This is a genomic window from Enterobacter sp. HSTU-ASh6, assembly GCF_026319105.1.
GTDB lineage: Bacteria > Pseudomonadota > Gammaproteobacteria > Enterobacterales > Enterobacteriaceae > Enterobacter > Enterobacter sichuanensis.
In genome coordinates this window covers 214,262-239,047 of the sequence record NZ_WSPD01000008.1, presented here as the reverse complement: position 1 = coordinate 239,047, position 24,786 = coordinate 214,262, and the positions used below count along the sequence as shown (strand labels likewise).

The window sequence follows — 24,786 nt, the reverse complement described above, 5'->3', positions numbered from 1 at the left end:
ATGGTGATACCACGAGCTTTTTCTTCTGGTGCGTTATCGATCTGGTCGAATGCACGAGCAGAACCACCGTAGGTTTTTGCCAGAACGGTAGTGATTGCAGCGGTCAGCGTTGTTTTACCATGGTCAACGTGGCCGATAGTACCGACGTTAACGTGCGGTTTTGTACGTTCAAACTTTTCTTTAGACATCGATTGTCCCTCTAAGACACGGATAAATCGGTGATATCACCACATCAACCAGGCGAAATGCCTGAATTGTTGAATACAGTAAAATTGAAACAGAGAGAAACGGGAAGGAGAAGTGAAGTGGTGCTGATACCCAGAGTCGAACTGGGGACCTCACCCTTACCAAGGGTGCGCTCTACCAACTGAGCCATATCAGCACGTATTGGAGCGGGCAGCGGGAATCGAACCCGCATCATCAGCTTGGAAGGCTGAGGTAATAGCCATTATACGATGCCCGCATCCTGAAACTCGGCTACCCAGTTCTTTCTGTAACAAAAAAAGAGATTTCTCTCTTTTTCAGTTCGAGCTGATTCAGCTTTTAAACCAGCTCCGGCGGCATTTACGCTGCCAGAAAGTGGTGGTGGGGGAAGGATTCGAACCTTCGAAGTCTGTGACGGCAGATTTACAGTCTGCTCCCTTTGGCCGCTCGGGAACCCCACCGGACTTGATGGTGCCGACTACCGGAATCGAACTGGTGACCTACTGATTACAAGTCAGTTGCTCTACCTACTGAGCTAAGTCGGCATCAAGTAGCGCGCATTCTATGGATACCTGCGCGGTCATGCAACTAAAAATTTGCATAAAACGTTCTTTCGCTCACATTTTATGCGAACAGCGCATTGAGCGCTGTAAAAGTAGTCATTCACGGTCAAATATTCAACATATCAGTGTGATTTGCACCATATACACCGTAGCGTGACGGCTTCCGCGTTACGCAGCGCTTTCCATCTTTTTTCTTATTATTCCTGTCATCTGGTGTTAACCTCCTGCCCATTGTCCAAAATTAACTGTGTGATGAGCCACGATCCGGCAGTTGTGATGCTGGCTCAATGAAGCATGCTTATGAGCAAAAAAGAGCAAACGTTAATGACGCCTTACCTTCACTTTAACCGCAGTCAGTGGGCTGCCCTGCGTGATTCCGTCCCTATGACGCTGACGGAAGGTGAAATCGCACGGTTAAAAGGGATAAACGAAGATCTGTCCCTGGAAGAGGTGGCAGAAATTTATCTCCCCCTCTCTCGCTTGCTTAACTTCTATATCAGCTCCAACCTGCGTCGTCAGGCGGTGCTGGAGCAGTTCCTCGGAACCAACGGTCAACGCATTCCTTATATCATCAGTATTGCCGGCAGCGTGGCCGTGGGTAAAAGCACCACCGCACGTGTCCTGCAGGCGCTGTTGAGCCGTTGGCCCGAGCACCGTAGCGTAGAGTTGATCACCACCGACGGTTTCCTGCATCCGAACGAAGTATTAAAAGAACGCGGGCTGATGAAGAAGAAAGGCTTCCCGCTCTCTTATGATATGCACCGCCTGGTGAAATTTGTCTCCGATCTGAAGTCTGGCGTGCCTCACGTGACGGCGCCGGTCTATTCACACCTGATCTATGATCGCATTCCGGGTGGGGATAAAACCGTGGTCCAGCCGGATATCCTGATTCTGGAAGGTTTGAACGTGCTGCAAAGCGGCATGGATTATCCTCACGATCCGCATCATGTCTTTGTCTCAGATTTCGTCGATTTCTCTATTTATGTCGATGCGCCGGAAGACCTTCTGCAAAACTGGTACATCAACCGCTTCCTGAAGTTCCGTGAAGGGGCGTTCACTGACCCGGACTCCTATTTCCACCACTATGCTCAGCTATCTGAAGAAGAAGCGATCAATGTGGCCACGGGGCTGTGGAAAGAGATCAACTATGTGAACCTCAAAGAGAACATCCTGCCCACACGCGAGCGTGCGAGCCTGATCCTCACCAAGAGCGAGAAGCACGCCGTTGACCAGATTCGCTTGCGGAAGTAATCACGCAGACATAAAAAAACCGGCTAAGCGCCGGTTTTTTTATTTTATGCGTGTGGCTTCTCGCCATTTTCATCCTGATCGACCGCGAAGCAGGCAACCAGCTGACCACCATAGTCCTTCAGCTGCGGCTGTAGCTGGGTGCAAGGGCCAAAGCGACGGCTGCAGCGGGCGTTGAATGCACATCCCGGAGGTGGATTCAGCGGGCTTGGCAGTTCACCCGTCAGCTTAATACGCTCACGACGATCGTCCGGGTTCAGACGCGGCGTCGCAGACAGCAGCGCCTGGGTATACGGGTGACGAGGATTATTAAAGATCTGGTCTTTGGTCCCCTTCTCCACGCAGCGTCCCAGATACATCACCATCACTTCATCAGCGATATGCTCCACTACAGACAGGTCGTGGGAGATAAAGACGTAAGAGAGCCCCAGCTCCTGCTGAAGATCCATCATCAGGTTTAGCACCTGCGCGCGGACAGAAACATCGAGCGCTGAAACCGGTTCATCAGCAATCACCACGTCCGGATCGAGCATCAGCCCTCGCGCGATCGCGATACGCTGACGCTGCCCGCCGGAGAACATATGCGGATAGCGGTCATAATGCTCGGTTTTGAGGCCGACCTTCGCCATCATCGCCAGCGCTTTTTCACGGCGCTGCTCTTTGCTCAGATTGCTGTTAATCAACAGCGGCTCTTCCAGAATCTGCCCTACTTTTTTACGCGGGTTCAACGAACCGTACGGGTTCTGAAACACAATCTGGATTTTCTGGCGACGCAGCTTCTGCGCCTGCGGGTCATGCTTGAGCAGATCCTGCCCCTGATAATAGAGCTCTCCGCCGGTCGGCACTTCAATCATCGTCAGCAGGCGGCCCAGCGTGGATTTACCGCAGCCAGACTCCCCCACCACCGCCAGCGTTTTACCGCGTTCGAGGTTAAAGGAGACGCCGTCCAGCGCTTTCACCAGGCGCTCAGGGGCAAACAGTCCCTTCTTCACCGGGTAGTATTTTTTCAGATCGATGGCCTGCAACAGCGGCTGTTGCGTGGTGGCCTGTGGCGTACTCATAGTGTTGGCCTCCCGGCATCATCGAGTGGGTAGTGGCATTTTGACTGACGACCGTCAGCAAGCTGGTTCAGCTCTGGCTCTTCTGCCCGACATTTGTCTGTCGCATACGGGCAGCGCGGGTTAAGCAGACAGCCCTGCGGACGGTCATATTTCCCCGGTACCACGCCCGGCAGCGAGGCCAGGCGCGCTTTGTCCTGGGCAAACTCCGGCAGCGCGCGTAAAAGCGCCTGGGTATACGGGTGACGCGGCGCGCGGAAAATATCGTGCGAATTTCCGGTCTCGACCACCTGGCCGGCATACATCACGATGATCTTATGCGCCGCTTCGGCCACCAGCGCCAGGTCGTGCGTAATCAGCACCAGCGCCATATTCTCTTTCTGCTGCAGCTCCAGCAGCAGCTCGATGATTTGCGCCTGAATGGTCACATCCAGCGCCGTCGTAGGCTCATCCGCAATCAGCAGTTTTGGTCGACAGGCAATCGCCATCGCGATCATTACGCGCTGGCTCATCCCTCCGGAGAGCTGATGCGGGTAAACGTCCAGACGGGATGCCGGGTCAGGGATCCCGACCTGGTTCAGCAGATCGATCGCGCGCTGGCGACGGGTTTTCTTATTCCCGCCCTGATGCACCTTGATCGCCTCCATAATCTGGAAGCCGACGGTGTAGCACGGGTTCAGGCTGGTCATCGGATCCTGGAAAATCATCGCCACTTCCGCACCCACCAGCTGGCGGCGCTGTTTCTCGGAAATGCGCTTCAGATCCTGACCGTTGAACTGCAGGTTTTCCGCCATCACGCGGCCCGGATAATCAATCAGACCCATAATCGCCAGTGAACTGACTGACTTACCGGAACCGGACTCCCCGACAATACCTACCACTTCGCCCTGATTAACGCTGTAGCTGATGCGGTCCACGGCGCGAAACGGGGTGCCTTCATCGCCGAAGTGCACCGATAATTTATCTACATTTAATAACGCCATCTCGTGCCTCTTACTGCTTCAGTTTGGGATCAAGTGCATCACGCAGCCCATCACCCATCAGGTTAAATGCCAGCACCGTCAGCAGGATTGCCAGACCCGGGAAGGTGACAACCCACCAGGCGCTTTGTGCGAACTGCAACACATCGGAGAGCATGGTGCCCCACTCCGGTGTTGGCGGCTGCGCACCCATGCCCAGGAAGCCAAGAGCGGCCATATCAAGAATGGCGTTAGAGAAACCGAGCGACGCCTGAACAATCAGCGGCGCAAGGCAGTTAGGGAAGATATTGACGAACATCTGACGCATCGCACCCGCACCCGCCACGCGAGACGCGGTGACGTAGTCGCGATTCACTTCCACCAGCACTGCCGCACGGGTTAAACGTACGTAGTGAGGGAGTGCCACGAAGGTCAGCGCCAGCGCGGCGTTACCGATCGACGGGCCAAATATCGCCACCAGCACCAGGGCCAACAGCAGACTAGGCAGCGCCAGCATGATGTCGACAATACGCATGATGATGTTATCAACGATACCGCCGAAATAACCCGCAACCAGGCCGAGGATGATCCCCATAATCAGGGACAGCACCACCACCAGGCAGCCGACCAGCAGCGACAGCCGCGCGCCATACATCAGACGCGACAACACGTCGCGGCCCACGTCATCGGTACCTAACAGGTGCGCCAGGCTACCGCCATCCTGCCATGCCGGGGGGGCAAGCAGCGCATCGCGGAACTGGTCCGCCGGGTTATAGGGTGCCAGCACGTTCGCAAACACCGCAATGAGGATCATGATAGAGACATACACCAGCCCCACCACCGCGCCTTTGTTGCGCTTGAAGTAGTGCCAGAATTCCTGCAGCGGCGTCATTGGAACCGGTGCAGCAACCACTTTATTTTCAGAAACGTGTGACATGATGGCCCCTTACTTCTTATGACGAATACGCGGGTTCACCACGCCGTACAGCAAATCGACCAGCAGGTTGACGAGGATAATCATCGTCGCGACCAGCAGTACACCGCCCTGCACAACCGGATAGTCACGGCGTTGCAGCGCATCAATCAGCCAGCGGCCCAGACCCGGCCAGGAGAAGATGGTTTCGGTCAGGATCGCCCCTGCCAGCAGTGTCCCCACCTGCAGCCCGATAACAGTTACCACCGGCAGCATGGCATTACGCAGCGCATGGACGATAATGACGCGCATACGCGTCAGGCCCTTGGCGCGCGCGGTGCGGATATAATCCTCACCCAGCACTTCCAGCATGGACGAACGGGTCATACGCACGATGACCGCCAGAGGAATGGTGCCCAGCACCATGGCAGGCAGGATCATATGCGCGACGGCATCAATGAAGTTGCCCTCTTCGCCCCAGATAGCCGTATCAATCAGCATAAAGCCAGTGAGTGGGTTGGAGTCATCCAGGAAGACCATGTCGCTGACGCGCCCGGAGACCGGCGTCAGGTTAAGCTGAACCGAGACCAGCATGATCAGCATCATGCCCCACCAGAAGATAGGCATGGAGTAGCCGGTCAGCGCCAGGCCCACGGCAGTATGGTCAAAAATGGAACCACGTTTAACGGCAGCCAGTACCCCAACCGGAATACCCACCGCGGTGGCAAAAATCATGGCGCAGACGCCAAGCTCCAGTGTCGCTTTAAAACGCGGCACGAACTCGTCCCACACCGGAAGACGGCTTTTCAACGAAATCCCTAAGTCGCCGTGCATGACGCCCCAAATATAATGGAGGTACTGCTGCCACATCGGCTTATCGAGGCCGAGTTCAGCCAGCAGCTGTGCATGGCGCTCAGGGGAAATACCTCGCTCGCCCGCCATAATCATTACCGGGTCGCCGGGGATCATATGGACGAAGGCAAAAGTGAGAAGGGTGATACCGATAAACGTGGGGATAACAAGTCCCAGACGTCGGAGGATGAACTGCAACATAACCCGGATTCTCTCTGATGACGCACGACCAGTGGCGTGGCGTCTGTATTGCTCACAAATCTTATCCCCTCTCCTTTCAGAGAGGGAATAAAGCACTGCTGCCGGGTGACGCTACGCTTACCCGGCCTACATACCGTAGGCCAGTGCAAGCGCAGCGCCGCCTGGCGTGGCTTTTAATTATTCAACAGAAACGTTTTCGAAGTGGTGTTTGCCCAGTGGATCAACCACGTAGCCTTTCACTTCTTTGCGCACTGGCTCGTACACGGTGGAGTGAGCAACAATCAGCGCCGGAGCCTGATCGTGCATGACAACCTGCGCCTGCTTGTACAGTTCAATACGTTTGTTGTGATCGTCGGTCGCACGCGCCGGCTGGATCAGGTCTTCAAACGGCTTGTAGCACCAGCGAGAGTAGTTAGAACCATCTTTTGCCGCCGCGCAGCTGAACAGGGTAGCGAAGAAGTTGTCCGGATCCCCATTGTCACCGGTCCAGCCCATCATTACCGCCTGGTGCTCACCCGCTTTGGCACGCTTCAGATACTCGCCCCACTCGTAGGTCACAATCTTGGCCTGAACGCCAATTTTCGCCCAGTCAGCCTGAACCATTTCAGCCATGCGGCGTGCGTTCGGGTTGTATGGACGCTGTACCGGCATCGCCCACAGCTCAACGGTAAAGCCTTTATCCTGGCCTGCTTCTTTCAGCAGCGCTTTCGCTTTCTCAGGATCGTAGGTGTAGTCTTTAACGTCATCGTTATAGCCCCACATGGTCGGTGGGATCAGGTTTTTGGCAGCAACGCCAGCGCCCTGGTAAACCGCTTTGATGATCGCTTCTTTGTTCACCGCGTAAGTCAGCGCCTGACGCACTTTTACGTCATCGAACGGTTTCTTCTCGGTGTTGAAAGAGAGGTAGCCTACGTTAAGACCCGCCTGCTCCAGCAGGTTGATGTTCTTATCCTGCTTCATGCGAGCAATGTCAGCCGGGTTCGGGTATGGCATCACCTGGCATTCGTTTTTCTGCAGTTTTGCATAACGCACTGACGCATCAGGCGTAATAGAGAAGACCAGACGGTCGATCTTCGGCTTGGTTCCCCAGTAGCCTTCGAACGCTTTGTAGAGAATACGGGAGTCTTTCTGGTACTGCAGCAGCTGGAATGGACCGGTACCGATTGGGTTCAGGTCAACTTTCTCCGGCGTACCGGCTTTCAGCATATTATCCGCGTACTCTTTAGACAGAATAGAGGCGAAGTCCATGGCCAGATCCGCCAGGAATGGCGCTTCCGGACGCGTCAGCACGAACTGAACGGTATTATCGTCCACTTTTTTCACTTCAGCGATCAGGTCCGGCAGACCCATCCCTTCGAAGTATTCATAGCTGCCGCCAGAGACTTTGTGATACGGGTTCTGGGCGTTTTTCTGACGATCGAAGGAGAACACAACGTCGTCGGCGTTAAAGTCGCGCGTTGGTTTGAATTCTTTGCTGTCCTGCCACTTCACGCCCTTGCGCAGGTGGAAGGTATAGGTTTTACCGTCTTCGCTGACGTCCCACTTCTCCGCCAGACCCGGGATCACTTCCGTAGTACCGGTTTTGAATTCAACCAGACGGTTATAGATTGGTACAGAGCTTGCGTCGTATGTCGTACCAGAGGTAAAGAGCTGTGGGTTAAAGCCTTCCGGCGAGCCTTCAGAACAGTAAACCAGGGTTTTTGCCTGTACGCTTGCTGCCACGGTCATAGCCACCAGGCTCAGACCAAGCTTCAGCATCCCTGACTTCTTCAAGGAAATACTCATTATTCTGCTCCAATGTGATGTTTTGCTTTGTTGTGTTACGCCGCCAGACCTTTATTTATTTTTTACCCGGTCCGGTCGGTGATGCCCGAAGGCGTTAAAGGGATGGAGAATCCTTTCAGAAGAGCGTTTGAGTTGCAGCGCAGATCGTCCCTGAAATGCCCCTCATGCCCTACAATCTGTCAACAGAATGTGAAAACGTCAATACAGGTGACGGGGATTTACGCTGAGTGTGAGAAACCGCAAACAAAGATTAAAAAAACTATGTATGCCAGTTTTCAGCAGGGAAATTTATGCTACTCGCCATGTTGCAGCACAACTATCTTCATATTGCGCAACAATCAGTGATTAACTTTTATTCAGAATGGGTAAATTTTCTTGCAGAATGGTGATAATCTGAGCACTAAATACCGCGAACGTTAAAACGCACAGCGAAAAATGCTGAGGTTATCCATAAGCAACGCGAAAAAAGATCAATCTATATATAAAAAAATACAATGGATTATGTCACAAAATCGTTAACAGGCAGGGTGAAGCGAGGCTAAGGGGCATTTTGGCCACTCTGAAGCGCTAAGATCATAATGCAAAAAGGGCTAACCTTGCGGTTAGCCCTTTTCAGAATGTGGTCGGCGAGAGAGGATTCGAACCTCCGACCCACTGGTCCCAAACCAGTTGCGCTACCAAGCTGCGCTACTCGCCGAATGCGGAGCGCATCTTACTGCTGAGGTGCGCCCCCGTCAATCCCTTAATTTAAAAAAGCCCTTCAACTGGCGATATTCTCGCCAGGCGAGCTACTGCGCGGCTTTAGCGGTGCTGTCAGGGAGTTTGCACCAGTTGTTATTTTCGTTCAGACCGCCGTCCGGAGAGGTATAACCCAGGCAGCCTAAAATAGTGTCGTACAGCTCAACGTGACGACGTGGCACCTTCATGTCCGCCTCTTTTTTCAGGTGAGCAAACATCTTCGCTTTCTCCGGATCTTCCAGATACTTGTCAGACATCCACACCATCATCGGTACGCGGAACTGCTCCGGCGGCGCCATCTTACGTGGCGTACCGTGCAGGTGCTCGAATTCATTGATGGATTCACCATGGTCCGCCGCATAGAACACTATCGCTTTCTTATCACGCACCTGGTCAATGACCGAATCAATAAAGTGATCCACATACATCACGGAGTTGTCATAAGAGTTAATCAGCTGCTCTTTAGTGCAGTCTTTATCCACCCCGACACATTCCGGCGTCCATTTCGCAAAGCTACGCGGGTAGCGTTGCGTGTAGTTAAAGTGCGACCCTTTGGTATGCAGGATAATCATGTGTTTACCGTTCGGGTTGCCGTTGAGAGACAACTTCATCTCATCAATCAGCAGCATGTCATCAACAGGCTTACCGCGGTTACGCGCCTCCGCACCAATCTGCTCGCGGTAGGAAATGTTCTGCGCCATGGTGTTGCTGTAGAACCACATCTCGCTCTGCATCGCATACAGGTCAGACGTAAACCCAAGCTGATGCAGCACCGAGAAGACGTTTTGCTCTTTCAGCGTCCGCTGTGGGTTATCGCTCGCTCCCCCTTCGCGTACGAACATACAGCGTAAGGAGAGCTTGGTGGCGGTATCACAGGAGTAGCCGCGATAGGCAATCAGGTTTTTCTCCTGCGCCAGTTTTGGCGTTGTATCGCGATCATAGCCAAGAATACCCATATGATCCCAGCGCGTGGTTTCCCCAATAATAAAGACGACGTAGGTGTCGTCGATATCTTTTGGCGCGACATAGGTAAACTTCTTCGCCGGGTTCATCAGCGATTTATTATCAGAAGACTCATCCACCTGTGCCCACGCATACAGTCCCAGCGCAGAGATCCAGTTAGACGGTAAATACGAGTTGGCAACCACACCGCCGTAGCTTGGCATATCCACGCCGGAGGTACGTTCGTCATTCTTCTGCTTCACCTCCAGCAGACGAATTGGCCCCCAGACCATCAGCCCGGCCAGCAGAACAATCGCAACGCTTCTGAAGCGTTTACCCGGCGTACGGATCTGGTGAACCAGCGTGTACCGGCAGCGGTTACTCCAGATGAGCAGCAACGGCAAAGCACTGACCGCCGCCACCCAGAGAATAAAGTGCAACCCCACGACCTCTTTAGAGAGATCGATATCCGTGGTCATCACCGAGGCAATAATGCCGTAGCCAATGACCACATTCATAAAGGTCATGTAATAGCTGGCCCCCGCCGAGCACAGCACGATAAACGTTGCCAGCACTCGCCACACGCGACGGCCAAACAGGGTCAGAATACGGAATAAAAAGAAGGTGACCAGTACCGCGGCGACCAATTCGACAACCGCTGCAATTCCTTTCCAGGCGGTAAAATCTTGCGCATAACCGTCAAACCGACGGAAAAAAACCGCGCCATTCATAAACAGGCCGATGTACAACGCCAGCAAAAAGCAGAGCTTTTGTTGCGCCATCGATTTAATGTATTTCATGCAAGCTACCCGGAAATAAGGGACAGTACCGCCGCCTGCCTCGATTAAAAAGCAGACAGATTAAACATACGCTCAAGGGATCGTTCAATGAAACGTCTGGAGGCGTGGTAAGTAGACCACAGGGAAGCAGAAAAGTGGCAGAAGAGAGTGTGATCGGTACAGTTATTTACAAAAAAGCAAATCCCAAAACAGACAAAAACGCTTTATTTCCCGTTTTCAGAAAATACAAAGGCCGGATAACCGGCCTTTCGTGTCGTCATTACGCATGAACTTCTTTGAAAACTTCACGCTGCGGTTGGCGAATCGTGGTCGAGAGCGCCAGGGAGATAATCAGCAGAGCGAAAATCACGCAGAAGGTCACATAGAACCCACCGAACAGGGAAGCAATCAGCGAGCCACAGATACTGCCAATCCCAAAGCCCAGATAGATAACGCCGTAGTTTTTCGCCAGATTATTCAGACCAAAGAACTCGCTCACCAGTGACGGGAAGACCGTAATGGTGCCACCGAAGTTAAAGGCCACACAGGCAATCGCCGCAAAGAAGGTTGCTTCGTTCAGCGGGGCAAACAGGAGAGCCGCCATACCGACCAGCGAAACCACCTGTCCAATCGTAATCACGCGGATGCGGGCGATTTTGTCAGACAGAATACCGAGTACCAGACGACCGGAGAGGTTGGCAATGGAGATCACGGTCACCGCATTGGCCGCCGTGGCCGCATCCAGTTTTACCATCCCCTGCGCGATGTCTTTTGCGACACCGATAACATACAGACCGCTCATGCAGGCCGTCAGGAACATCACCGCCAGCATCCAGTACTGGGGTTTACGCATGGACTGCGCGAGTGTGAAGTCGTTCTCCACTACGCCGTTCACGGATTTAACTTCCTGCTGTGGCGCATCTTTCATCAGGGTGGCGCCGATCAGAATCATCACCAGAACAATCGCCCCCCAGATCATAAAGGTTTTTTCGAGGCCAACGGATGCCAGCAGGTGGGCGTCGATAAATTTAAAACCGAGACTACCCAGACCATAAGATCCGATGGCAAACGCAGAGATCAGGCCTTTACGTTCCGGGAACCACTTCACGCAGTTCGACAGGGTCAGCAGGTAACCTGCACCATCGGCCAGCCCCACCAGCATCCCGGCGCTCAGCCACAGCATCATCAGGTTGCTGGAATGCGCCGTCAGGAAAAAGCCCAGGCCGAGCAGGATCCCGGACGCCATGGTCACACGCTTCACGCCAAAACGTTCCTGCAGCTTGCCCGCCACGGAAGACGAAATCGCCAGCCCCAGGCTCAAGAGACCAAAGGAGAATGCGACCTGGCTAACCGGTGCACCGAGTTTGTCGGAAAGGGCACTGTTAAACAGACTCCAGGTATAGACCGAGCCCAGCGCAAACTGGGTGACGATGGTGCCAAAGAGCGTGAGCCAGCGCGTGCGGTTATAAGTTGATGTGTTCATGGCAGTTGTCCTGCAAGAGAAATTGAGGGAATTCGCTGAGGACAACAATAAACAAAACCTTAATATGCCTGGGGTAAAACGGCATGAAGTGCAGGCGAAACGGAATGAAATGCCTGGAATCGGGAATGAATGGCCTGGCCCGGGAATAAAGCGATAGAGTGTTAGTACCTGCTATCGCTGTAACCCCTGCGGTTATTGTATTCAGGATGTTATCGTAACGTTTAAAAAAGTAACAACGCTAGAAATTTGCATTAACACCCAGGGTGTACAAAAACTCCTCTCCGCTGGTGGTGTGTTCCCCTTGTGCAAGCGACGCATAGGCCGCAACGTGGGTGTTAAACGGCATATCCGTTCCCACGGTCACATCCATCCAGTTGCCGTTTTGTGCCGGAGAGGGGGTCTGCGGCATGCCAAACTGCGATTTCCACTGATTCTCACCAAACTGCTGGTTATAGCTAATCTGCGCCCAGGGACGGAGATCGCCGTAGCGGGTATTTACACGCCACCCCAGCGTGCTGACGCTGGCATGCCAGAGCGGGTCGCTGGACGTTTGCATTGTCGCACTATCACCAAACTCGTTAATCATCATGGGAGCCGTGCCTTCATAACGCCACGCCACCACCGGGCCAGTGTTGATGCCCGCTGAAACCGGAAAATTCCAGCCCACGCTCATCGCTCCGTCCAGGGTGCTGCCAGACGGCACATTCAGGGCCAGACCAGGCGCGTCTTGTGAAGACTGAATTCGCTCAGCGAGAATATCCTCATAACGCGGTGGGTGATCCGCGTCCCAGGTATAGCGTTCCGCCGTATTATTTTGGGCGTCTGAAACGATATATTCCTGTTGCCAGGCAGACGCTGTATTACAAAAAAACAGGCAGGCTGAAATCCCCACCAGGCCAGAAGCGGCATGGCGACCACTGATTTTTTTTATCATCATCAATGCGACCCCAGAGAGAGCCGAATTCGGCGATTATTATCATTTTCAGGACGAGATTTTAGAGCCTATGGCTCTGTATTAACTATTGTCTTTTTCACCAGCACGTCAAGCCAGCCAGGTTGAATTATTTAACGTTCTGTCAGCCACTCCTCTATTCATAAACAACGCTGAAGTTCAGCATGGCGTTAGCCGCCCCCGATTTTGCATCAGGACTGACCGTGACATAGCTGGCGATATATCTCAGCGCGTTATTTCCATCAGTGGGGATGGTATGTGCCAAAGGCGTGGGATCGGTGCTCAGCGGAAACTGCTGAACACCCTCGTCGGTTTTAATTTTCAGGGCAATCCCCGTCGCGCCGCCGCTGTCCAGCGCGAAAAAACGGGGGTCTGTGCTGTCCGCCAGGCCATCCATCGTGACGTAAGTCCGGGCCACGTTAGTACAGTTTTTTAGCGCAATGGTAAACGCCTTTTGATTAAGTTCACGCCCAGCCTGTACCGGGCGCGGCAGTATTACCGACCCCATGTCCACCTCAATGTTGTCCTGCTCCAGCTCGCAGGTTCCCTGACGAATGCTGATGGTAAAATGTACATCCCCGGCAGACCCTATATTGACGGGAACCGCCCATGCGCCGCAGGAGATCAGCAGTCCGCCATAAATCATCGCGTTTATCCTTTTCACGGGCATCACTCCACATCAATTCGCAGGGTGGCAATGCCTTCAAAATCGCCGGTTACCGGCAGCTTACCGGTCGTGCTCACAGGCGAGAACGAAAGCGTGGTGGAGGCAGAACGGTGGATGTCATCCGTCAGCGGCGCGGCCGTCAGCGCCTGCGCATCCGTGCTATTCGGTTTTAGCACCACGCCGCTGGCGTTTTTGATCACTGCGCCAATATCCGGGTTGCCGAGATCGATGGCTGAACTGTCATTCGGATTCGGCGTTCCCTCAATGCGCAGGAAAATTTTCACGCCGTCAGAGATATTAGTGCAGTTAAACTGCAGTTCTTTCGTCACCGGCGAGGCACCGGCCGGAAGCTGTCCTTTACGATCCTTAAAGTCATGGGCCTGGAATTCACCAAAGGGGATCTCCAGCGTGCTACCGCTGGCCAGTTCACAGCCCTGGGGCACGGTGACAGAACCACTGAGATAGACCGAAGACATAGGTGTTGCACTGTATACGCCGGGCTTATAGGTACCGTACAGATTCATAATATTGGTAGAGGGTATATCCAGTTGCCCGACGAAGGGGTGGTGAATATAAAGCGATAAGCTTCCTTTACTGCCTGTAGTAAATTTATCGGTATTATTAGGACTAACATCACATGCCGAGCGGCCTTTATAAAGATTTGACTCATCTGGAAAAGGCGCATCAACATACTCTCGCTTTAGCCCTTCGATCCAAATTTTGGTCGCGATCTGAATATTATTATTTACAATGAAATACTTTTGTGAACCATCATTGTGCCCAAAAGGGAGTGATGTTTTTGCACTAAAATACGTGAACCTGGACTCTTTATTATCAGGGCACTCACATTTCACCTGATACGTTTCCCCCAGATCCCAGGCATAAAAATCCGGAAACACGGTGCCTGAACTGTTCTCTGAGGTATCAGTCACCGTTTTAATCATCGAGGCATTAAACTGACGCGTCCCGTCCGTAGGGATGCAGGGTCCCCAGTCGTCTGCCGCCAGCGTATGGTGGGAAAACAGCGCCGCACACACCAGCCCGGTTAGTGCAAAAACACGTTGATACATCGTCTTTTCCTTCCCTGTTATCGACAAACCGCGTGGGTCATCACCACGTTGCTGCTGTTTTGCTGCTCTGGCAGCGTAAAGTTAACGCGACACTGCTTATTGGCATCGTTACCCCATCGCAGCTGTAGCAGCCCGCTCTCCGGCATGCCGCTGATATAAAGCTGCCCCTCTTCACCCACAATGCTGCTGTTCTCTTTCTTATCATCCACCAACGTGGCCGTAGCGCCAAAAGGCACGACCCGGCCATCATCCTGAGTGATGTTCATCAGCACCCGGTAGCCCACGCGGGTATCGAAGCGAGCCCGTACGATGGCACCCCGCGTGGGCACCACGTTCACCGAGGCACTGTCCAGATCCACCCGGCTGTTCAGGCTGTCGCTTCTCAGCGCGACCTCTGTTTCACGGTACGGACTGAGGTAAGGCACCACCGCATTCCCCATCCAGTCCGCCGTCACTCCACCGTTATTGACCACTCTCGCGCCCCGCGCGCCCGGCGCCGAAATCAGCGCCATCGACTCACCCAACGGCTGTGACAGCGTAATCCCTTCGCTGTGGGCTATAATCCCGCCGCGCAAACCATAGTTAACCTGCTGACTGTCGCGGTTGTAGTTATAACCCATGCTGGCATTGCCAAATCCCCCCTGGTAATCCAGACTGGCGTTGCCGCTGTTGCCAACACCATTGCTGCCATACCCTTCCTGGACGCTGTAGTTGAGGTTATGGTCTTCCAGCGCAGAGCCGCTTAACCCCGCCTGTTGCAGGGTACGTCCATGCTGGTCGGTGGTAATGTGATAGTTGCTCCATACCCGCCCGAGCGGCACCGACAGGCTAAACGACCACAGGCGGTCACTCTCACGACCATCGTGGCTTTTGGTCCAGGAGTAGGCCACGCTGTAATTCACCCGGCCAATACGTCCGTTATAGCCAGCGTTAATGGAGCGCTGCTTACCTTCATCATTCCAGTAATCCTGCTGTGTGGCGTTAACATAAACCGAACCGTAGCTGCCCATTTGCTGGCTGACGTTAGCCTGGATCTGGCTGCGCTTGTGGTAGTTGGCGGAATCGCTGCCTGCGTCGTTGCGCACATCCGTTGCTTCCTGGAAGGTATAAAAACCGCTGGTCGAGTACTTGTAGCCCATCAGGCGAAAATCCGTCCCGCCGTTAAAGCTTTTGGAATAGAGGAAGCGATAAGACTGGCCTTCTTCGGAGCGACCATCCCCCAGCGTGCTTTTAGCCTGGGTGACATCAATGGAGATCGCGCCAATGTAGCCGAAGTTCTTCCCCAACCCCGTCGCCAGTGCGTTGTAATCCTCAGACAGGATGGCGCCGCCATAGGCGGTAAAACCCAGCGGCAGCCCGTACATGGCATCAAACTGTCCAAATTTTGGCTCACCACTGCGGTAATTCCCGGCGCGATATTCCCCACCGGAAAGCGTGTATTTGAGATGCCCCTCGCGCTGAAAAATCGCGACCGACGAGAAAGGCTGAATAAAGGTCTGCTCGCTGCCATCGGCCTCTTTCACCTTCACCGTCAGGTCGCCGCTGTTCGAGGTGGGATAAAGATCGTTAATCTCAAATGCGCCAGGCTGTACATATGCACGGTAAATGACGTAACCATTCTGTTCGATGGTCACCTCGGCGTTGCTTTTCGCGATACCACGTACTACGGGGGCAAACCCTCGCTGGCTGTCCGGCAACATATCATCGTCCGAGGCCAGCATGACACCACGCATCTGCACACTGTCAAAGATATCGCCCGCCGTTGAGGTATCCCCGAGGGTAAGTTCAGCTTTCAGCGGCACGATGGCGCGACTCAGAGATGTACCAAGATTATCCCAGTGCTGTTCACCGTCGTTGCGGGTCCAGGTACTGTAGTTACGCAAACGCCATGGCCCCAGATTCATACCGCTGCGCATATTCAGGTAATAGTTGTCGCTGCTGTCACTCAGATCGCTGTTATGGTCGTTGTAACTGGAATGACTGCCGGAAAAGTTGTAGTCCAGCAGCAGAGCGTTGATCCCCTCATCCCAGCGTGATTCGGGTACCGTACCGCGCGCGGTTTGCTGCATAGCGGCCTGGGGGAAACGCATCACCAGCGTTTGTTCAGCAAAATCAAAATGGCTTGCCGCCTGGGGAATAATCTCTTCAAAGGCAACGCAGGCTTCAGGTGGAGCCTGCTTAAGCGCCGGGAAGCTGTCGATACGCACACCCATACCTTCAAGCTGCACCCGACTCAGGCAAGGCATCAGCGTTTCACCCAGTTTATCGTGCTGAGCCGGAGTCGCCGCTTTAAACTCCAGCGTTCTGGACTCCATCTTGCGGTCATTCACTACCACTGCCACCCGATATTTGCCAGGTACCTGCTCAGCACTTTTCGATTCAAACAACGAGAGATCGACGTGCTGATCAATACCAGGTACCTCTTCCAGAAAACGTGGATTAAACTTTCCCGCCCATGAAGGGGACGTCCCCGCCACCATCAGCGCGAGTGCAGACAACGAGAAATGGGGAGCGTTTCTGGCAAAAAAATGTGACATCCATGGCATTGCGGCGTTCCTTAAGACAATGTTCAGTTCAGATGCTGCGTCAGCATCTCGCCTGCCGTCCCAAAGTCATTGATAATGTTATATTTAACGTCTTTTACCTGACCCATTTCTGCGGGGAGCTGGATAATCAATGAGCCTTTTGCAGGGACCATTCCCAACTTTTCAACAGCGTGCCCATCGGCATAAAGCTGATTAAACGTAAGATTGAAAGCGGAAGGATTGGTCACACTGAGTTGATGTTTTCCCACGCGAGAGAAACGCAGCGTTTCCCAGCCATCCATACTTTTGCCCTGAAGACCCGCCGGGCGATAAAAAAGCTTAAGGCGTGTACGTACCGCAATCTGCAGCACATTTTTGTCCGCTGAGCCCTCGCTTTGTGCAGGAATGGATTTTACGTTTATCCAGTAAACAGACTCGCGATCCTGGGGCAGCGCATCCGTGGTTTTCACAATACGCAGGACGTTATTTTTCGTTGGATTCAGTTTGAACAAAGGCGGCGTGATGATAAAGGGCGTTTTTTTACTGCCATTGATATCATCAATCCAGGACTGAATAAGAAATTCATCCGTCGTGCTTTTATTATTCACCGTGAGCGACGCTTCTTTTTTACTCCCGTCATATATCACTCGCGTACTGCTCAGCGCCACCCCTGCGGCGTAACCGGTTGACGTAATAAATGAAAGCGTTAATGTACCGAGTAATATAAACCTGCCACCTCTCATGATTCTCTCCATCGAATCATCAAAGGCAATAGAAACTATTGCCTTTTCTCTTTGTCAATTATTCGTACGTCAGATTGAAGTCAACTTCTGCATTACCATAACCCGTAGTTACAGCAGCCTTGGTGGCAACATAATTAGCGGTGTAGTACAGAACGGTTTGACCCGCCTGAAGCGTCGTTGTCGCTTTTCCTGTATTTACATCAATCAGCTTATTAGCATTGTCATAGATGCCGATACCTACGCCTGAAGCAGAGCCAGCCTCCGTGTTGACGGAGAGCAGCGAATCGTTTGTTTCATCGGCGATGCCTGAAAAACTCACGTTAACTTTGGTCTTGCTGGAGATATCACATTCTTCCAGTTTGATTTCAAATGGTCTGGAAGAAGATTTATCGCCCACTGCGGTGAATACACTCTTTTTCACCTGGCCGAGCACAACCTCCTGATTTTGTGAATCAACAGAGATGACGCAGGGTGAATCAACTATTTCACCAGTGAATTTGATCGTACCATCACCGGACGCTGCGGCAAAAACGGATGACGACATAACAGCAAGAACCGGAAAAAGCGCAATGATCTTTTTCATTAAAACTCCTTTTAAAAAATACGCCAATGGGATAAAACAAGTCAGGAAATATAATACACATGCCGAATCAATAAAATAATATTAATTAAAGAATGCATTAAGTAAAATTAAATACTTCTTTAAGTATCATAAAAATAATATTTAATTTAAATATCTAAACTTATGCGAATTAATCAGCTCTGAAAATATAATTCCTATCAATACAATCCAAAAATACATTTGGCGAATGTCAGAATGATACGCGGTTCACAGTGTTATCGAAGAGGTTATGCGCTTTGGAGGCTGAACCGTCATAATGTCCGCAGGCTATCGATTCGTTTAGCATCAACATCATTAAGGGACATCGCCTATGCAACGTTGCGGTTGGGTCAGCCAGGATCAGCTTTATATCGACTATCACGATCGGGAATGGGGCGTGCCGGAAAGGGAGGGCAAAAAACTCTTCGAGATGATCTGCCTGGAGGGCCAGCAGGCGGGTTTGTCATGGATTACGGTACTGAAGAAACGCGAAAACTACCGCAATGCCTTTCACCAGTTCGATCCTGTCGCCGTCGCCGCCATGACCGATGACGACGTGGAACGCCTGGTGCAGGATGCCGGTATCATCCGCCATCGCGGTAAGATCCAGGCCATCATTGGTAACGCACGCGCTTACCTGGCGATGGAGCAAAACGGTGAATCCTTTTCAGCGTTTGTCTGGACGTTCGTGAATAACGAACCACAAATCACGCAGGCCGCCACGCTGGCGGAAATCCCCGCCTCGACGCCGGCCTCGGATGCGCTTTCGAAGGCCCTGAAAAAACGTGGCTTCAAGTTTGTCGGCTCCACTATCTGCTACGCCTTTATGCAGGCCTGTGGCCTGGTCAACGACCATGTTACCGGCTGCTTCTGTCATCCGGGAGGCCATCATGATCCGCAAATGGCAAAGTGAGAATACCGCGCCGCTTTTGAGCCTATGGCTTGAAAGCACCACAGAAGCGCATCCGTTTATTGAGGCGAGTTACTGGAAAGAAAATGAAGCCATGGTGCGGGACGTTTACCTGCCTTCGGCTGAAACCTGGGTCTGGGAACAGGATGGCGAACCTTGCGGATTTATCAGCGTGATGCAGTCGCAGTTTGTCGGCGCACTGTTTGTCGCACCGGGGTATATCGGTAAAGGCATCGGGCGAGCGCTGCTGAACCACGTTCAACAGCGCTTCCCGCACTTAAGCCTGGAGGTGTATCAGAAAAATGTCCGGGCGGTGAATTTCTACCACGCGCAGGGTTTTCGTATTGAAGACAGCGCCTGGCAGGATGATACTCAACACCCGACCTGGATCATGAGCTGGCAGGCGGATCAAACGCCGTTAAGGTAAGCTCGGGTCCCTGATATTTCTCGACCCAGGCCAGCGCCGTGTTTCCTGCACAACCATTCCCCAGCTTCGAGCTGGGGAGATCTTTGGTCAGCACGTTAACCGCCCCGTTTTTACAGATCCCCCCTTCGGTGGGCTCCAGGTCAGGCCAGGCGCCCTGGTGAATACAGAAAACGCCCGGTTTAATCCCGTCGCTCACGACCGCTCCGGCCAGCACCTGTCCGCGATGGTTCCAGACGCGCACCACGTCACCGTCGACAATTCCGCGGGCTTTTGCATCGAGGCTATTCAGCGTAATCGGCTCTCGCCCTGCAACCGCATACCGCTCACGCAGTGACGAATAGTTAAGCTGGCTGTGCAGACGATGCGCGGGATGGGCTGACAGTACCTGCAGTTGCCCCGGCTGGGCGTTGCCGTGCCATTCGTCTGGCTCGAGCCACATAGGGTGCGGCGGGCAGTCGGCGTAGCCAAAGCTGGCGATGCGCTCGCTGTAGATCACCATCTTTCCGCTCTCGGTTTTCAGCGGGTGCTTTTCCGGGTCGCGTCGGAAATCGGCGAAACGGACAAACTGCGCGTTCTGTTCACTCTCCGGCATCTCCACGATCTGGTTTGCTTCCCAGAATTCAGTAAAGGGCGGAAGCGTAACGCCCTGGGCGGCCCCGCGTTGAGCGGCAATCTGATAGAAGGTTTCCAGCCATTCGAGGTCAGTTTTCCCCTCAGTGAAACGCTCCCGCCCTCCCGCTTCCCACAGCTCGCTCAGTTCAGCAAATACGTCAAAGTCATCACGCGCTTCATCACGTGGCGCCACCACGCGCTTCATCGGCACCATATGCTGGTTGCTGTAGTCGCCGGTCATGGTGAGATCGTTACGCTCAAACGAGGTGGTCGCCGGCAGCACGATATCGGCGTGTTTGGCCGAGGCGGTCCAGAAGCACTCTGAGATCACCACCAGTTCCGGCTTTTGCCAGGCGCGGATCAGACGATGGGTATCCTGATGATGGGTGAAGTTCGCCCCACCCGCCCACCAGACGAATTTAATCTCCGGGAAATGGCGGTCCTGACCGTTGTGCTGATAAAAACCGCCCGGATTTTCCAGGGCTTCAACAATACGCGCCACCGGAATTTTATCCACGGCATCCACGCCCCCCAGCACCGAGCCCTGCATGGAGGCCAGTACGGCCGCTTTACGGGTGGGGTTACCGCCGTTCGCGAAGTGATAGGAGAGACCAAAACCACCGCCCGGGGTACCGATCTGCCCGATCATCGCGGCGAGCGTCACCAGCATCCAGTGTTTTTGCTCGCCAAACTGCTGGCGCTGCATCCCCCAGCCGGACATCAGCATCGTGATGTTTTGATGGAATAACGCCGCTAGTTCGCGGAGTTTATCCGCAGGAACGCCGCAAATGTCTGCCGCCCACTCTGCCGTTTTGGCCACGCCATCCGTTTTACCCGTCAGATAGTCGGCGAAGTTATCGAAGCCGGTGGTACAACGCGTCAGGAATTCGACATCGTGCCAGCCGTTTTCGACCAGCGTATGGGCGATACCTAACATCATTGCCACGTCGGTGCCCATATGCGGGGCAATCCACTCGGCGCTGTCGCCAAAGAAGTCCATGGTTTCAGAACGCATCGGGTCAATACAGATAATACGCTTACCGCTTTTACGCAGCGCGTCAAAATAGCCAATGCCCTGTTCGTCGCTGGCATTCCAGGCAATTTTCAGCGTGTTGAGGGGGTTAGCGCTCCAGAGCACCACCACGTCGGTGTGTTCCAGCACCAGTGGCCAGCTGGTCTGTTGCTGATAAACCTCATTGCCCCCCACCACATACGGCATAATCGCCTGCGCCGCGCCGGTGGAGTAATCCCCGAGATGGCCGGTGTAGCCTCCCGCCAGGCTCATATAACGCTGCAGCAGCGTCGAGGCCTTATGCAGCACGCCGTTTGAACGCCAGCCGTAAGAGCCGGCAAAAATAGAGGCAGGGCCGTAGCTGTCGCGGATCCGCTTGTGCTGCGTGTGGATCAGCGCCAGCGCGTCATCCCAGCTCACGCGAACAAATTCGTCCTGACCCCGAATGCCCTGTGGCTTGTCCGGCGAAGCCAGAAATCCTTTACGCACCATCGGCCAGCGCACGCGCGTTTTGCTGTGCACCTGATCGCGAACGACGGTCTGTAAAGAGTTGGGATGTTGGGTTGGCAATGCCCCGCGAGACGACAGGACATTCTCGCCATCGGTTTCGACCAGCATCGGCCCCCAGTGGGCGGCGGTCAGAATGGTTTTCGTTGAGGTGCTCAAGCGTGCGCTCCTGGTTGCGTGCAGGTTTACGGCCTTCTTATTGAGGCAGTTTATGGTTTGTCACAAATTTCAGAGTTATCCCCGGAATTTTCTCCGTATCCGGACGTCATAATCAACTGCCACGCTCGCCGTGGCAAAGAATAAAAAGGATTAAGGAAAGAAGATGAAAAAACGCGTACTCGTTATTGCCGCTCTGGTGAGCGGTGCACTGGCTGTTTCTGGCTGCACAACCAACCCTTACACCGGCGAACGCGAAGCGGGTAAATCCGGTATCGGCGCGGGTATCGGCTCGCTGGTAGGCGCAGGCGTTGGGGCACTCTCCTCCTCCAAGAAAGACCGTGGCAAAGGCGCGCTGATTGGTGCAGCAGCGGGCGCGGCGCTGGGCGGCGGCGTCGGATATTACATGGACGTACAGGAAGCGAAACTGCGCGACAAAATGAAGGGAACCGGCGTGAGCGTCACCCGCAGCGGGGATAACATCATCCTGAACATGCCAAACAACGTGACCTTCGACAGCAACAGCGCCACGCTGAAACCTGCGGGTGCTAACACCCTGACCGGCGTGGCGATGGTGCTGAAGGAGTACAACAAAACCGCCGTGAACGTGATTGGCTACACCGACAGCACCGGCAGCAAGGATCTGAATATGCGTCTGTCCCAGCAGCGCGCCGATTCCGTGGCCAGCTCGCTGATTACCCAGGGTGTTGAAGCAAACCGCATCCGCACCAGCGGCATGGGCCCAGCTAACCCTATCGCCAGCAACAGCACGGCGGAAGGCAAAGCGCAGAACCGCCGCGTTGAGATTACGTTAAGCCCAATTCAGTAGGTAAAAGCAAAACGGCAACCCCGTTGCCGTTTTTAGTGTTTACGCCCTCTCCCGTGGGAGAGGGTTGGGGTGAGGGCATTAGGCCGTAACCTCCGGTAAGCGCAGCGCCACCGGGCAAATTACTTGATTCGTCCGATTTTCCCGCTAAGGTATTCTCACTAAATTCAGGGAAATCAGTGATGAGCAAACCAGCCCGGGCCACCATCAGCGACGTGGCGAAAGCCGCCAGAACCGGTAAAACCAGTATTTCGCGCTATCTCAACGGCGAGAAACACCTGTTGTCTGATGCCCTGCTGGCGCGAATTGAACAGGCGATAGCCGATCTCGACTACCGTCCCAGCCTGATGGCGCGCGGGCTCAAACGCGGCCGCACTCGCCTCATCGGACTTATCATCGCCGATATCACCAATCCCTATTCCGTTAACGTGCTCAGCGGTATCGAAGCGGCCTGTCGCGAGAAGGGCTTCACGCCGCTGGTCTGTAATACCAACAACGAAGTCGACCAGGAGCTGCACTATCTCGATCTGCTGCGCAGCTATCAGGTGGAAGGGATTGTGGTTAACGCGGTGGGCATGCGGGAAGAAGGATTAAATCGCCTGCAGCAGTCCTCCCTGCCCATGGTCCTCATCGACCGTAAAATTCCCGAATTTGCCTGCGATGTGGTCGGGCTGGATAACACTCAGGCCGCCACGACCGCCACCGAACATCTGATTGAACAGGGTTTCGAGGCCATTCTGTTTCTGAGCGAACCGCTGGGCATGGTTAACACCCGTCGTGAACGCCTGGGCGCATTTCGCGCCACGCTGGAGCGTTATCCGGGTGTTATCGCCGAAAATGCCGAAACGCCGCTTCACGAAGCCGACCAGCTCGACAACACCCTGCGCCAGTTCCACACCCGCCATCGCGGGATGCGCAAAGCCGTGATCTCCGCCAACGGGGCGCTGACGCTTCAGGTCGCCCGTTCGCTCAAGCGCATTGGCCTGCACTGGGGCAGCGACATTGGTCTGCTGGGGTTTGATGAACTGGAGTGGGCGGAGCTGGCCGGTGTCGGCATCACCACCCTCAAACAACCCACCTGGCAAATTGGCTATGCTGCTGTAGAACAAGTGGTTCGTCGTATCGAAGGTATCAGCGATGCGGTTCGCGAGCAGGTGTTCTCCGGTGAACTGATTGTTCGCGGCTCCACCGCGCGTTAATTTCCCCTTGTGATGTCGATCATAAATTCAACATCCTGACCTTTTCTTTGGAACCGGTTCCATCTAGCGTAATAGTATTGATATGTTGCGATGGAGTCCGACGATGGACAGGAAAATTATGGTGGTCACCGCCGCGTACGGCGCGGAACAGGTGCGACAGGCGGGCGGTCAGCGGGCGATGCTTCCCGTTATTGCTGGCGCGGGCGCAGACGGCGTGGAGATCCGCCGGGAACTGTTCAACAGCGAAGAGCTGCTGGCGCTGCCTGCGCTGGGGGAATCCATTGAACTGCTGGGCCTGCTGGCGTGCTACTCCGCACCCGCCGCCCTGTTTATGCCCGACGGCACGCTAAACCCGGATCTGCCCCGCTATCTTTCAGAGGCCAATACCCTGAACGCGCTGTGGCTCAAGGTTTCCCTCGGCCATTTCAGCGACACGCACGCTCTCGACGCCCTGCGTGCGCTGCTGAATACAAGCGGCATGGCGCTGGTCGTGGAAAACGATCAGACCGACTGCGGCCAGCTGGCGCCTATGCAGCGTTTCCAGGCCGCCTGTCGGGACATGGCGCTCCCCGTCACCCTGACCTTCGACATGGGTAACTGGCTGTGGGTCGGCGATTCGCCCGAAGAAGCAGCCCGCCACCTGGCCCCTGCCGTGAGCTATATCCACGTGAAAGCCGCCGTGCCGCATAAGGATAACTTCCGCGCTGTCGCACCGGACCACGCCGATGCGCGCTGGCTGGATCTGCTCAGCCAGCTGCCCGCCGATGCCCCGCGCGGTATCGAGTTCCCGCTGGAAGGGACGGATTTAACCGCCGTGACCCGCCATTACGTCAACCTGCTACGCGAGGAGTAAA

General features: G+C 54.1%; 21 protein-coding genes and 5 tRNA genes. 6 read left to right on the top strand and 20 right to left on the bottom strand.

The window, feature by feature from the left end:
* From GM298_RS12560 to GM298_RS12540, 5 genes are all read right to left on the bottom strand, one after another.
* The coding region (locus GM298_RS12560; protein WP_044347782.1) for a GTP-binding protein at positions 1-188 on the bottom strand (188 nt) is incomplete at its 3' end.
* A gap of 118 nt (positions 189-306) precedes the next feature.
* Positions 307-382: transfer RNA gene (locus GM298_RS12555), tRNA-Thr, on the bottom strand.
* A 6-nt stretch (positions 383-388) separates the two neighbouring features.
* Positions 389-463, bottom strand: a tRNA-Gly gene (locus tag GM298_RS12550).
* 117 nt (positions 464-580) lie between these two features.
* A tRNA-Tyr gene (locus tag GM298_RS12545) sits at positions 581-665 on the bottom strand.
* Between the two features lie 8 nt (positions 666-673).
* Positions 674-749: transfer RNA gene (locus GM298_RS12540), tRNA-Thr, on the bottom strand.
* A 318-nt stretch (positions 750-1,067) separates the two neighbouring features.
* On the opposite strand from GM298_RS12540, the gene coaA reads away from it, so the two are divergent.
* Positions 1,068-2,018, top strand: a complete 951-nt coding sequence (coaA, locus tag GM298_RS12535) for a type I pantothenate kinase (RefSeq protein ID WP_025759195.1) — start codon at positions 1,068-1,070, stop codon at positions 2,016-2,018.
* 44 nt (positions 2,019-2,062) lie between these two features.
* Here the strand turns inward: coaA and dppF are convergent, their stop codons facing one another.
* From dppF to lpfA, 14 genes are all read right to left on the bottom strand, one after another.
* Positions 2,063-3,076: a dipeptide ABC transporter ATP-binding subunit DppF gene (gene dppF / locus GM298_RS12530; RefSeq protein ID WP_025759194.1), complete on the bottom strand. Its 1,014-nt coding sequence runs from the start codon at positions 3,074-3,076 to the stop codon at positions 2,063-2,065.
* Entirely contained in the window at positions 3,073-4,056 is a 984-nt protein-coding gene (gene dppD, locus GM298_RS12525; protein ID WP_008502772.1) for a dipeptide ABC transporter ATP-binding protein, read from the bottom strand. Before dppD ends, dppF begins: the two co-directional genes overlap by 4 nt.
* A gap of 10 nt (positions 4,057-4,066) precedes the next feature.
* Positions 4,067-4,969 (bottom strand): dipeptide ABC transporter permease DppC, encoded by a 903-nt coding sequence (gene dppC, locus GM298_RS12520; RefSeq protein ID WP_025759191.1) that lies wholly within the window; start codon positions 4,967-4,969, stop codon positions 4,067-4,069.
* A gap of 9 nt (positions 4,970-4,978) precedes the next feature.
* Positions 4,979-5,998 (bottom strand): dipeptide ABC transporter permease DppB, encoded by a 1,020-nt coding sequence (dppB, locus tag GM298_RS12515; protein ID WP_045285992.1) that lies wholly within the window; start codon positions 5,996-5,998, stop codon positions 4,979-4,981.
* A 177-nt stretch (positions 5,999-6,175) separates the two neighbouring features.
* Positions 6,176-7,783 carry a dipeptide ABC transporter periplasmic-binding protein DppA gene (gene dppA / locus GM298_RS12510; RefSeq protein WP_025759189.1) on the bottom strand — a complete coding sequence of 536 codons (1,608 nt, stop codon included), beginning with the start codon at positions 7,781-7,783 and terminating at the stop codon, positions 6,176-6,178.
* A 620-nt stretch (positions 7,784-8,403) separates the two neighbouring features.
* Positions 8,404-8,480 (bottom strand) — tRNA-Pro (locus GM298_RS12505).
* 91 nt (positions 8,481-8,571) lie between these two features.
* Positions 8,572-10,263: a kdo(2)-lipid A phosphoethanolamine 7''-transferase gene (gene eptB, locus GM298_RS12500; protein ID WP_045285993.1), complete on the bottom strand. Its 1,692-nt coding sequence runs from the start codon at positions 10,261-10,263 to the stop codon at positions 8,572-8,574.
* Positions 10,264-10,522: 259 nt separating this feature from the next.
* Complete coding sequence (locus GM298_RS12495) at positions 10,523-11,725, bottom strand: MFS transporter (RefSeq protein ID WP_266154183.1); 1,203 nt, start codon at positions 11,723-11,725, stop codon at positions 10,523-10,525.
* Between the two features lie 238 nt (positions 11,726-11,963).
* Positions 11,964-12,662, bottom strand: coding sequence for an autotransporter domain-containing protein (locus tag GM298_RS12490; protein ID WP_266154182.1), 699 nt, complete (start codon positions 12,660-12,662; stop codon positions 11,964-11,966).
* Positions 12,663-12,813: 151 nt separating this feature from the next.
* Positions 12,814-13,347 carry a long polar fimbrial protein LpfE gene (gene lpfE, locus GM298_RS12485; RefSeq protein WP_416347236.1) on the bottom strand — a complete coding sequence of 178 codons (534 nt, stop codon included), beginning with the start codon at positions 13,345-13,347 and terminating at the stop codon, positions 12,814-12,816.
* Positions 13,347-14,414 (bottom strand): long polar fimbrial protein LpfD, encoded by a 1,068-nt coding sequence (gene lpfD / locus GM298_RS12480; RefSeq protein ID WP_266154180.1) that lies wholly within the window; start codon positions 14,412-14,414, stop codon positions 13,347-13,349. The genes lpfE and lpfD overlap by 1 nt, the downstream gene beginning before the upstream one ends.
* Positions 14,415-14,431: 17 nt before the next feature.
* Complete coding sequence (gene lpfC / locus GM298_RS12475; protein WP_266154179.1) at positions 14,432-16,960, bottom strand: outer membrane usher protein LpfC; 2,529 nt, start codon at positions 16,958-16,960, stop codon at positions 14,432-14,434.
* A gap of 23 nt (positions 16,961-16,983) precedes the next feature.
* Positions 16,984-17,682: a long polar fimbrial biogenesis chaperone LpfB gene (gene lpfB, locus GM298_RS12470; RefSeq protein ID WP_025759183.1), complete on the bottom strand. Its 699-nt coding sequence runs from the start codon at positions 17,680-17,682 to the stop codon at positions 16,984-16,986.
* 58 nt (positions 17,683-17,740) lie between these two features.
* The gene (gene lpfA, locus GM298_RS12465; RefSeq protein ID WP_126800928.1) at positions 17,741-18,265 is read right to left on the bottom strand and encodes a long polar fimbrial major subunit LpfA; all 525 of its coding nucleotides are present in this window, start codon (positions 18,263-18,265) and stop codon (positions 17,741-17,743) included.
* Positions 18,266-18,614: 349 nt separating this feature from the next.
* Between lpfA and tag the strand changes: the two genes are divergently transcribed.
* Together tag and GM298_RS12455 are read left to right on the top strand one after the other, a co-directional pair.
* On the top strand, positions 18,615-19,196 hold the full coding sequence (gene tag, locus GM298_RS12460; protein ID WP_025759181.1) for a DNA-3-methyladenine glycosylase I: 582 nt from the start codon (positions 18,615-18,617) through the stop codon (positions 19,194-19,196).
* Positions 19,174-19,620 carry an N-acetyltransferase gene (locus tag GM298_RS12455; protein WP_045285996.1) on the top strand — a complete coding sequence of 149 codons (447 nt, stop codon included), beginning with the start codon at positions 19,174-19,176 and terminating at the stop codon, positions 19,618-19,620. The genes tag and GM298_RS12455 overlap by 23 nt, the downstream gene beginning before the upstream one ends.
* Here the strand turns inward: GM298_RS12455 and GM298_RS12450 are convergent.
* On the bottom strand, positions 19,583-21,862 hold the full coding sequence (locus GM298_RS12450) for a molybdopterin guanine dinucleotide-containing S/N-oxide reductase (RefSeq protein ID WP_266154186.1): 2,280 nt from the start codon (positions 21,860-21,862) through the stop codon (positions 19,583-19,585). The genes GM298_RS12455 and GM298_RS12450 overlap by 38 nt on opposite strands.
* 211 nt (positions 21,863-22,073) lie before the next feature.
* On the opposite strand from GM298_RS12450, the gene GM298_RS12445 reads away from it, so the two are divergent.
* The 3 genes from GM298_RS12445 (at position 22,074) to GM298_RS12435 (ending at position 24,785) form a co-directional block, all read left to right on the top strand.
* Positions 22,074-22,736 carry an OmpA family lipoprotein gene (locus tag GM298_RS12445; RefSeq protein ID WP_021242473.1) on the top strand — a complete coding sequence of 221 codons (663 nt, stop codon included), beginning with the start codon at positions 22,074-22,076 and terminating at the stop codon, positions 22,734-22,736.
* 179 nt (positions 22,737-22,915) lie between these two features.
* Positions 22,916-23,932 (top strand): LacI family DNA-binding transcriptional regulator, encoded by a 1,017-nt coding sequence (locus GM298_RS12440; RefSeq protein ID WP_021242472.1) that lies wholly within the window; start codon positions 22,916-22,918, stop codon positions 23,930-23,932.
* Between the two features lie 103 nt (positions 23,933-24,035).
* Entirely contained in the window at positions 24,036-24,785 is a 750-nt protein-coding gene (locus tag GM298_RS12435; protein WP_025759178.1) for a sugar phosphate isomerase/epimerase family protein, read from the top strand.
* Position 24,786: the final 1 nt, after the last annotated feature.

What these genes read in the sequence shown, in the direction of transcription:
- coaA (WP_025759195.1), top strand. Translation starts at nt 1,068, where the DNA reads ATGAGCAAAAAAGAGCAAACGTTAATGACGCCTTACCTTCACTTTAAC.
- dppF (WP_025759194.1), bottom strand. Translation starts at nt 3,076, where the DNA reads ATGAGTACGCCACAGGCCACCACGCAACAGCCGCTGTTGCAGGCCATC.
- dppD (WP_008502772.1), bottom strand. Translation starts at nt 4,056, where the DNA reads ATGGCGTTATTAAATGTAGATAAATTATCGGTGCACTTCGGCGATGAA.
- dppC (WP_025759191.1), bottom strand. Translation starts at nt 4,969, where the DNA reads ATGTCACACGTTTCTGAAAATAAAGTGGTTGCTGCACCGGTTCCAATG.
- dppB (WP_045285992.1), bottom strand. Translation starts at nt 5,998, where the DNA reads ATGTTGCAGTTCATCCTCCGACGTCTGGGACTTGTTATCCCCACGTTT.
- dppA (WP_025759189.1), bottom strand. Translation starts at nt 7,783, where the DNA reads ATGAGTATTTCCTTGAAGAAGTCAGGGATGCTGAAGCTTGGTCTGAGC.
- eptB (WP_045285993.1), bottom strand. Translation starts at nt 10,263, where the DNA reads ATGAAATACATTAAATCGATGGCGCAACAAAAGCTCTGCTTTTTGCTG.
- GM298_RS12495 (WP_266154183.1), bottom strand. Translation starts at nt 11,725, where the DNA reads ATGAACACATCAACTTATAACCGCACGCGCTGGCTCACGCTCTTTGGC.
- GM298_RS12490 (WP_266154182.1), bottom strand. Translation starts at nt 12,662, where the DNA reads ATGATGATAAAAAAAATCAGTGGTCGCCATGCCGCTTCTGGCCTGGTG.
- lpfE (WP_416347236.1), bottom strand. Translation starts at nt 13,347, where the DNA reads ATGCCCGTGAAAAGGATAAACGCGATGATTTATGGCGGACTGCTGATC.
- lpfD (WP_266154180.1), bottom strand. Translation starts at nt 14,414, where the DNA reads ATGTATCAACGTGTTTTTGCACTAACCGGGCTGGTGTGTGCGGCGCTG.
- lpfC (WP_266154179.1), bottom strand. Translation starts at nt 16,960, where the DNA reads ATGCCATGGATGTCACATTTTTTTGCCAGAAACGCTCCCCATTTCTCG.
- lpfB (WP_025759183.1), bottom strand. Translation starts at nt 17,682, where the DNA reads ATGAGAGGTGGCAGGTTTATATTACTCGGTACATTAACGCTTTCATTT.
- lpfA (WP_126800928.1), bottom strand. Translation starts at nt 18,265, where the DNA reads ATGAAAAAGATCATTGCGCTTTTTCCGGTTCTTGCTGTTATGTCGTCA.
- tag (WP_025759181.1), top strand. Translation starts at nt 18,615, where the DNA reads ATGCAACGTTGCGGTTGGGTCAGCCAGGATCAGCTTTATATCGACTAT.
- GM298_RS12455 (WP_045285996.1), top strand. Translation starts at nt 19,174, where the DNA reads ATGATCCGCAAATGGCAAAGTGAGAATACCGCGCCGCTTTTGAGCCTA.
- GM298_RS12450 (WP_266154186.1), bottom strand. Translation starts at nt 21,862, where the DNA reads ATGCTGGTCGAAACCGATGGCGAGAATGTCCTGTCGTCTCGCGGGGCA.
- GM298_RS12445 (WP_021242473.1), top strand. Translation starts at nt 22,074, where the DNA reads ATGAAAAAACGCGTACTCGTTATTGCCGCTCTGGTGAGCGGTGCACTG.
- GM298_RS12440 (WP_021242472.1), top strand. Translation starts at nt 22,916, where the DNA reads ATGAGCAAACCAGCCCGGGCCACCATCAGCGACGTGGCGAAAGCCGCC.
- GM298_RS12435 (WP_025759178.1), top strand. Translation starts at nt 24,036, where the DNA reads ATGGACAGGAAAATTATGGTGGTCACCGCCGCGTACGGCGCGGAACAG.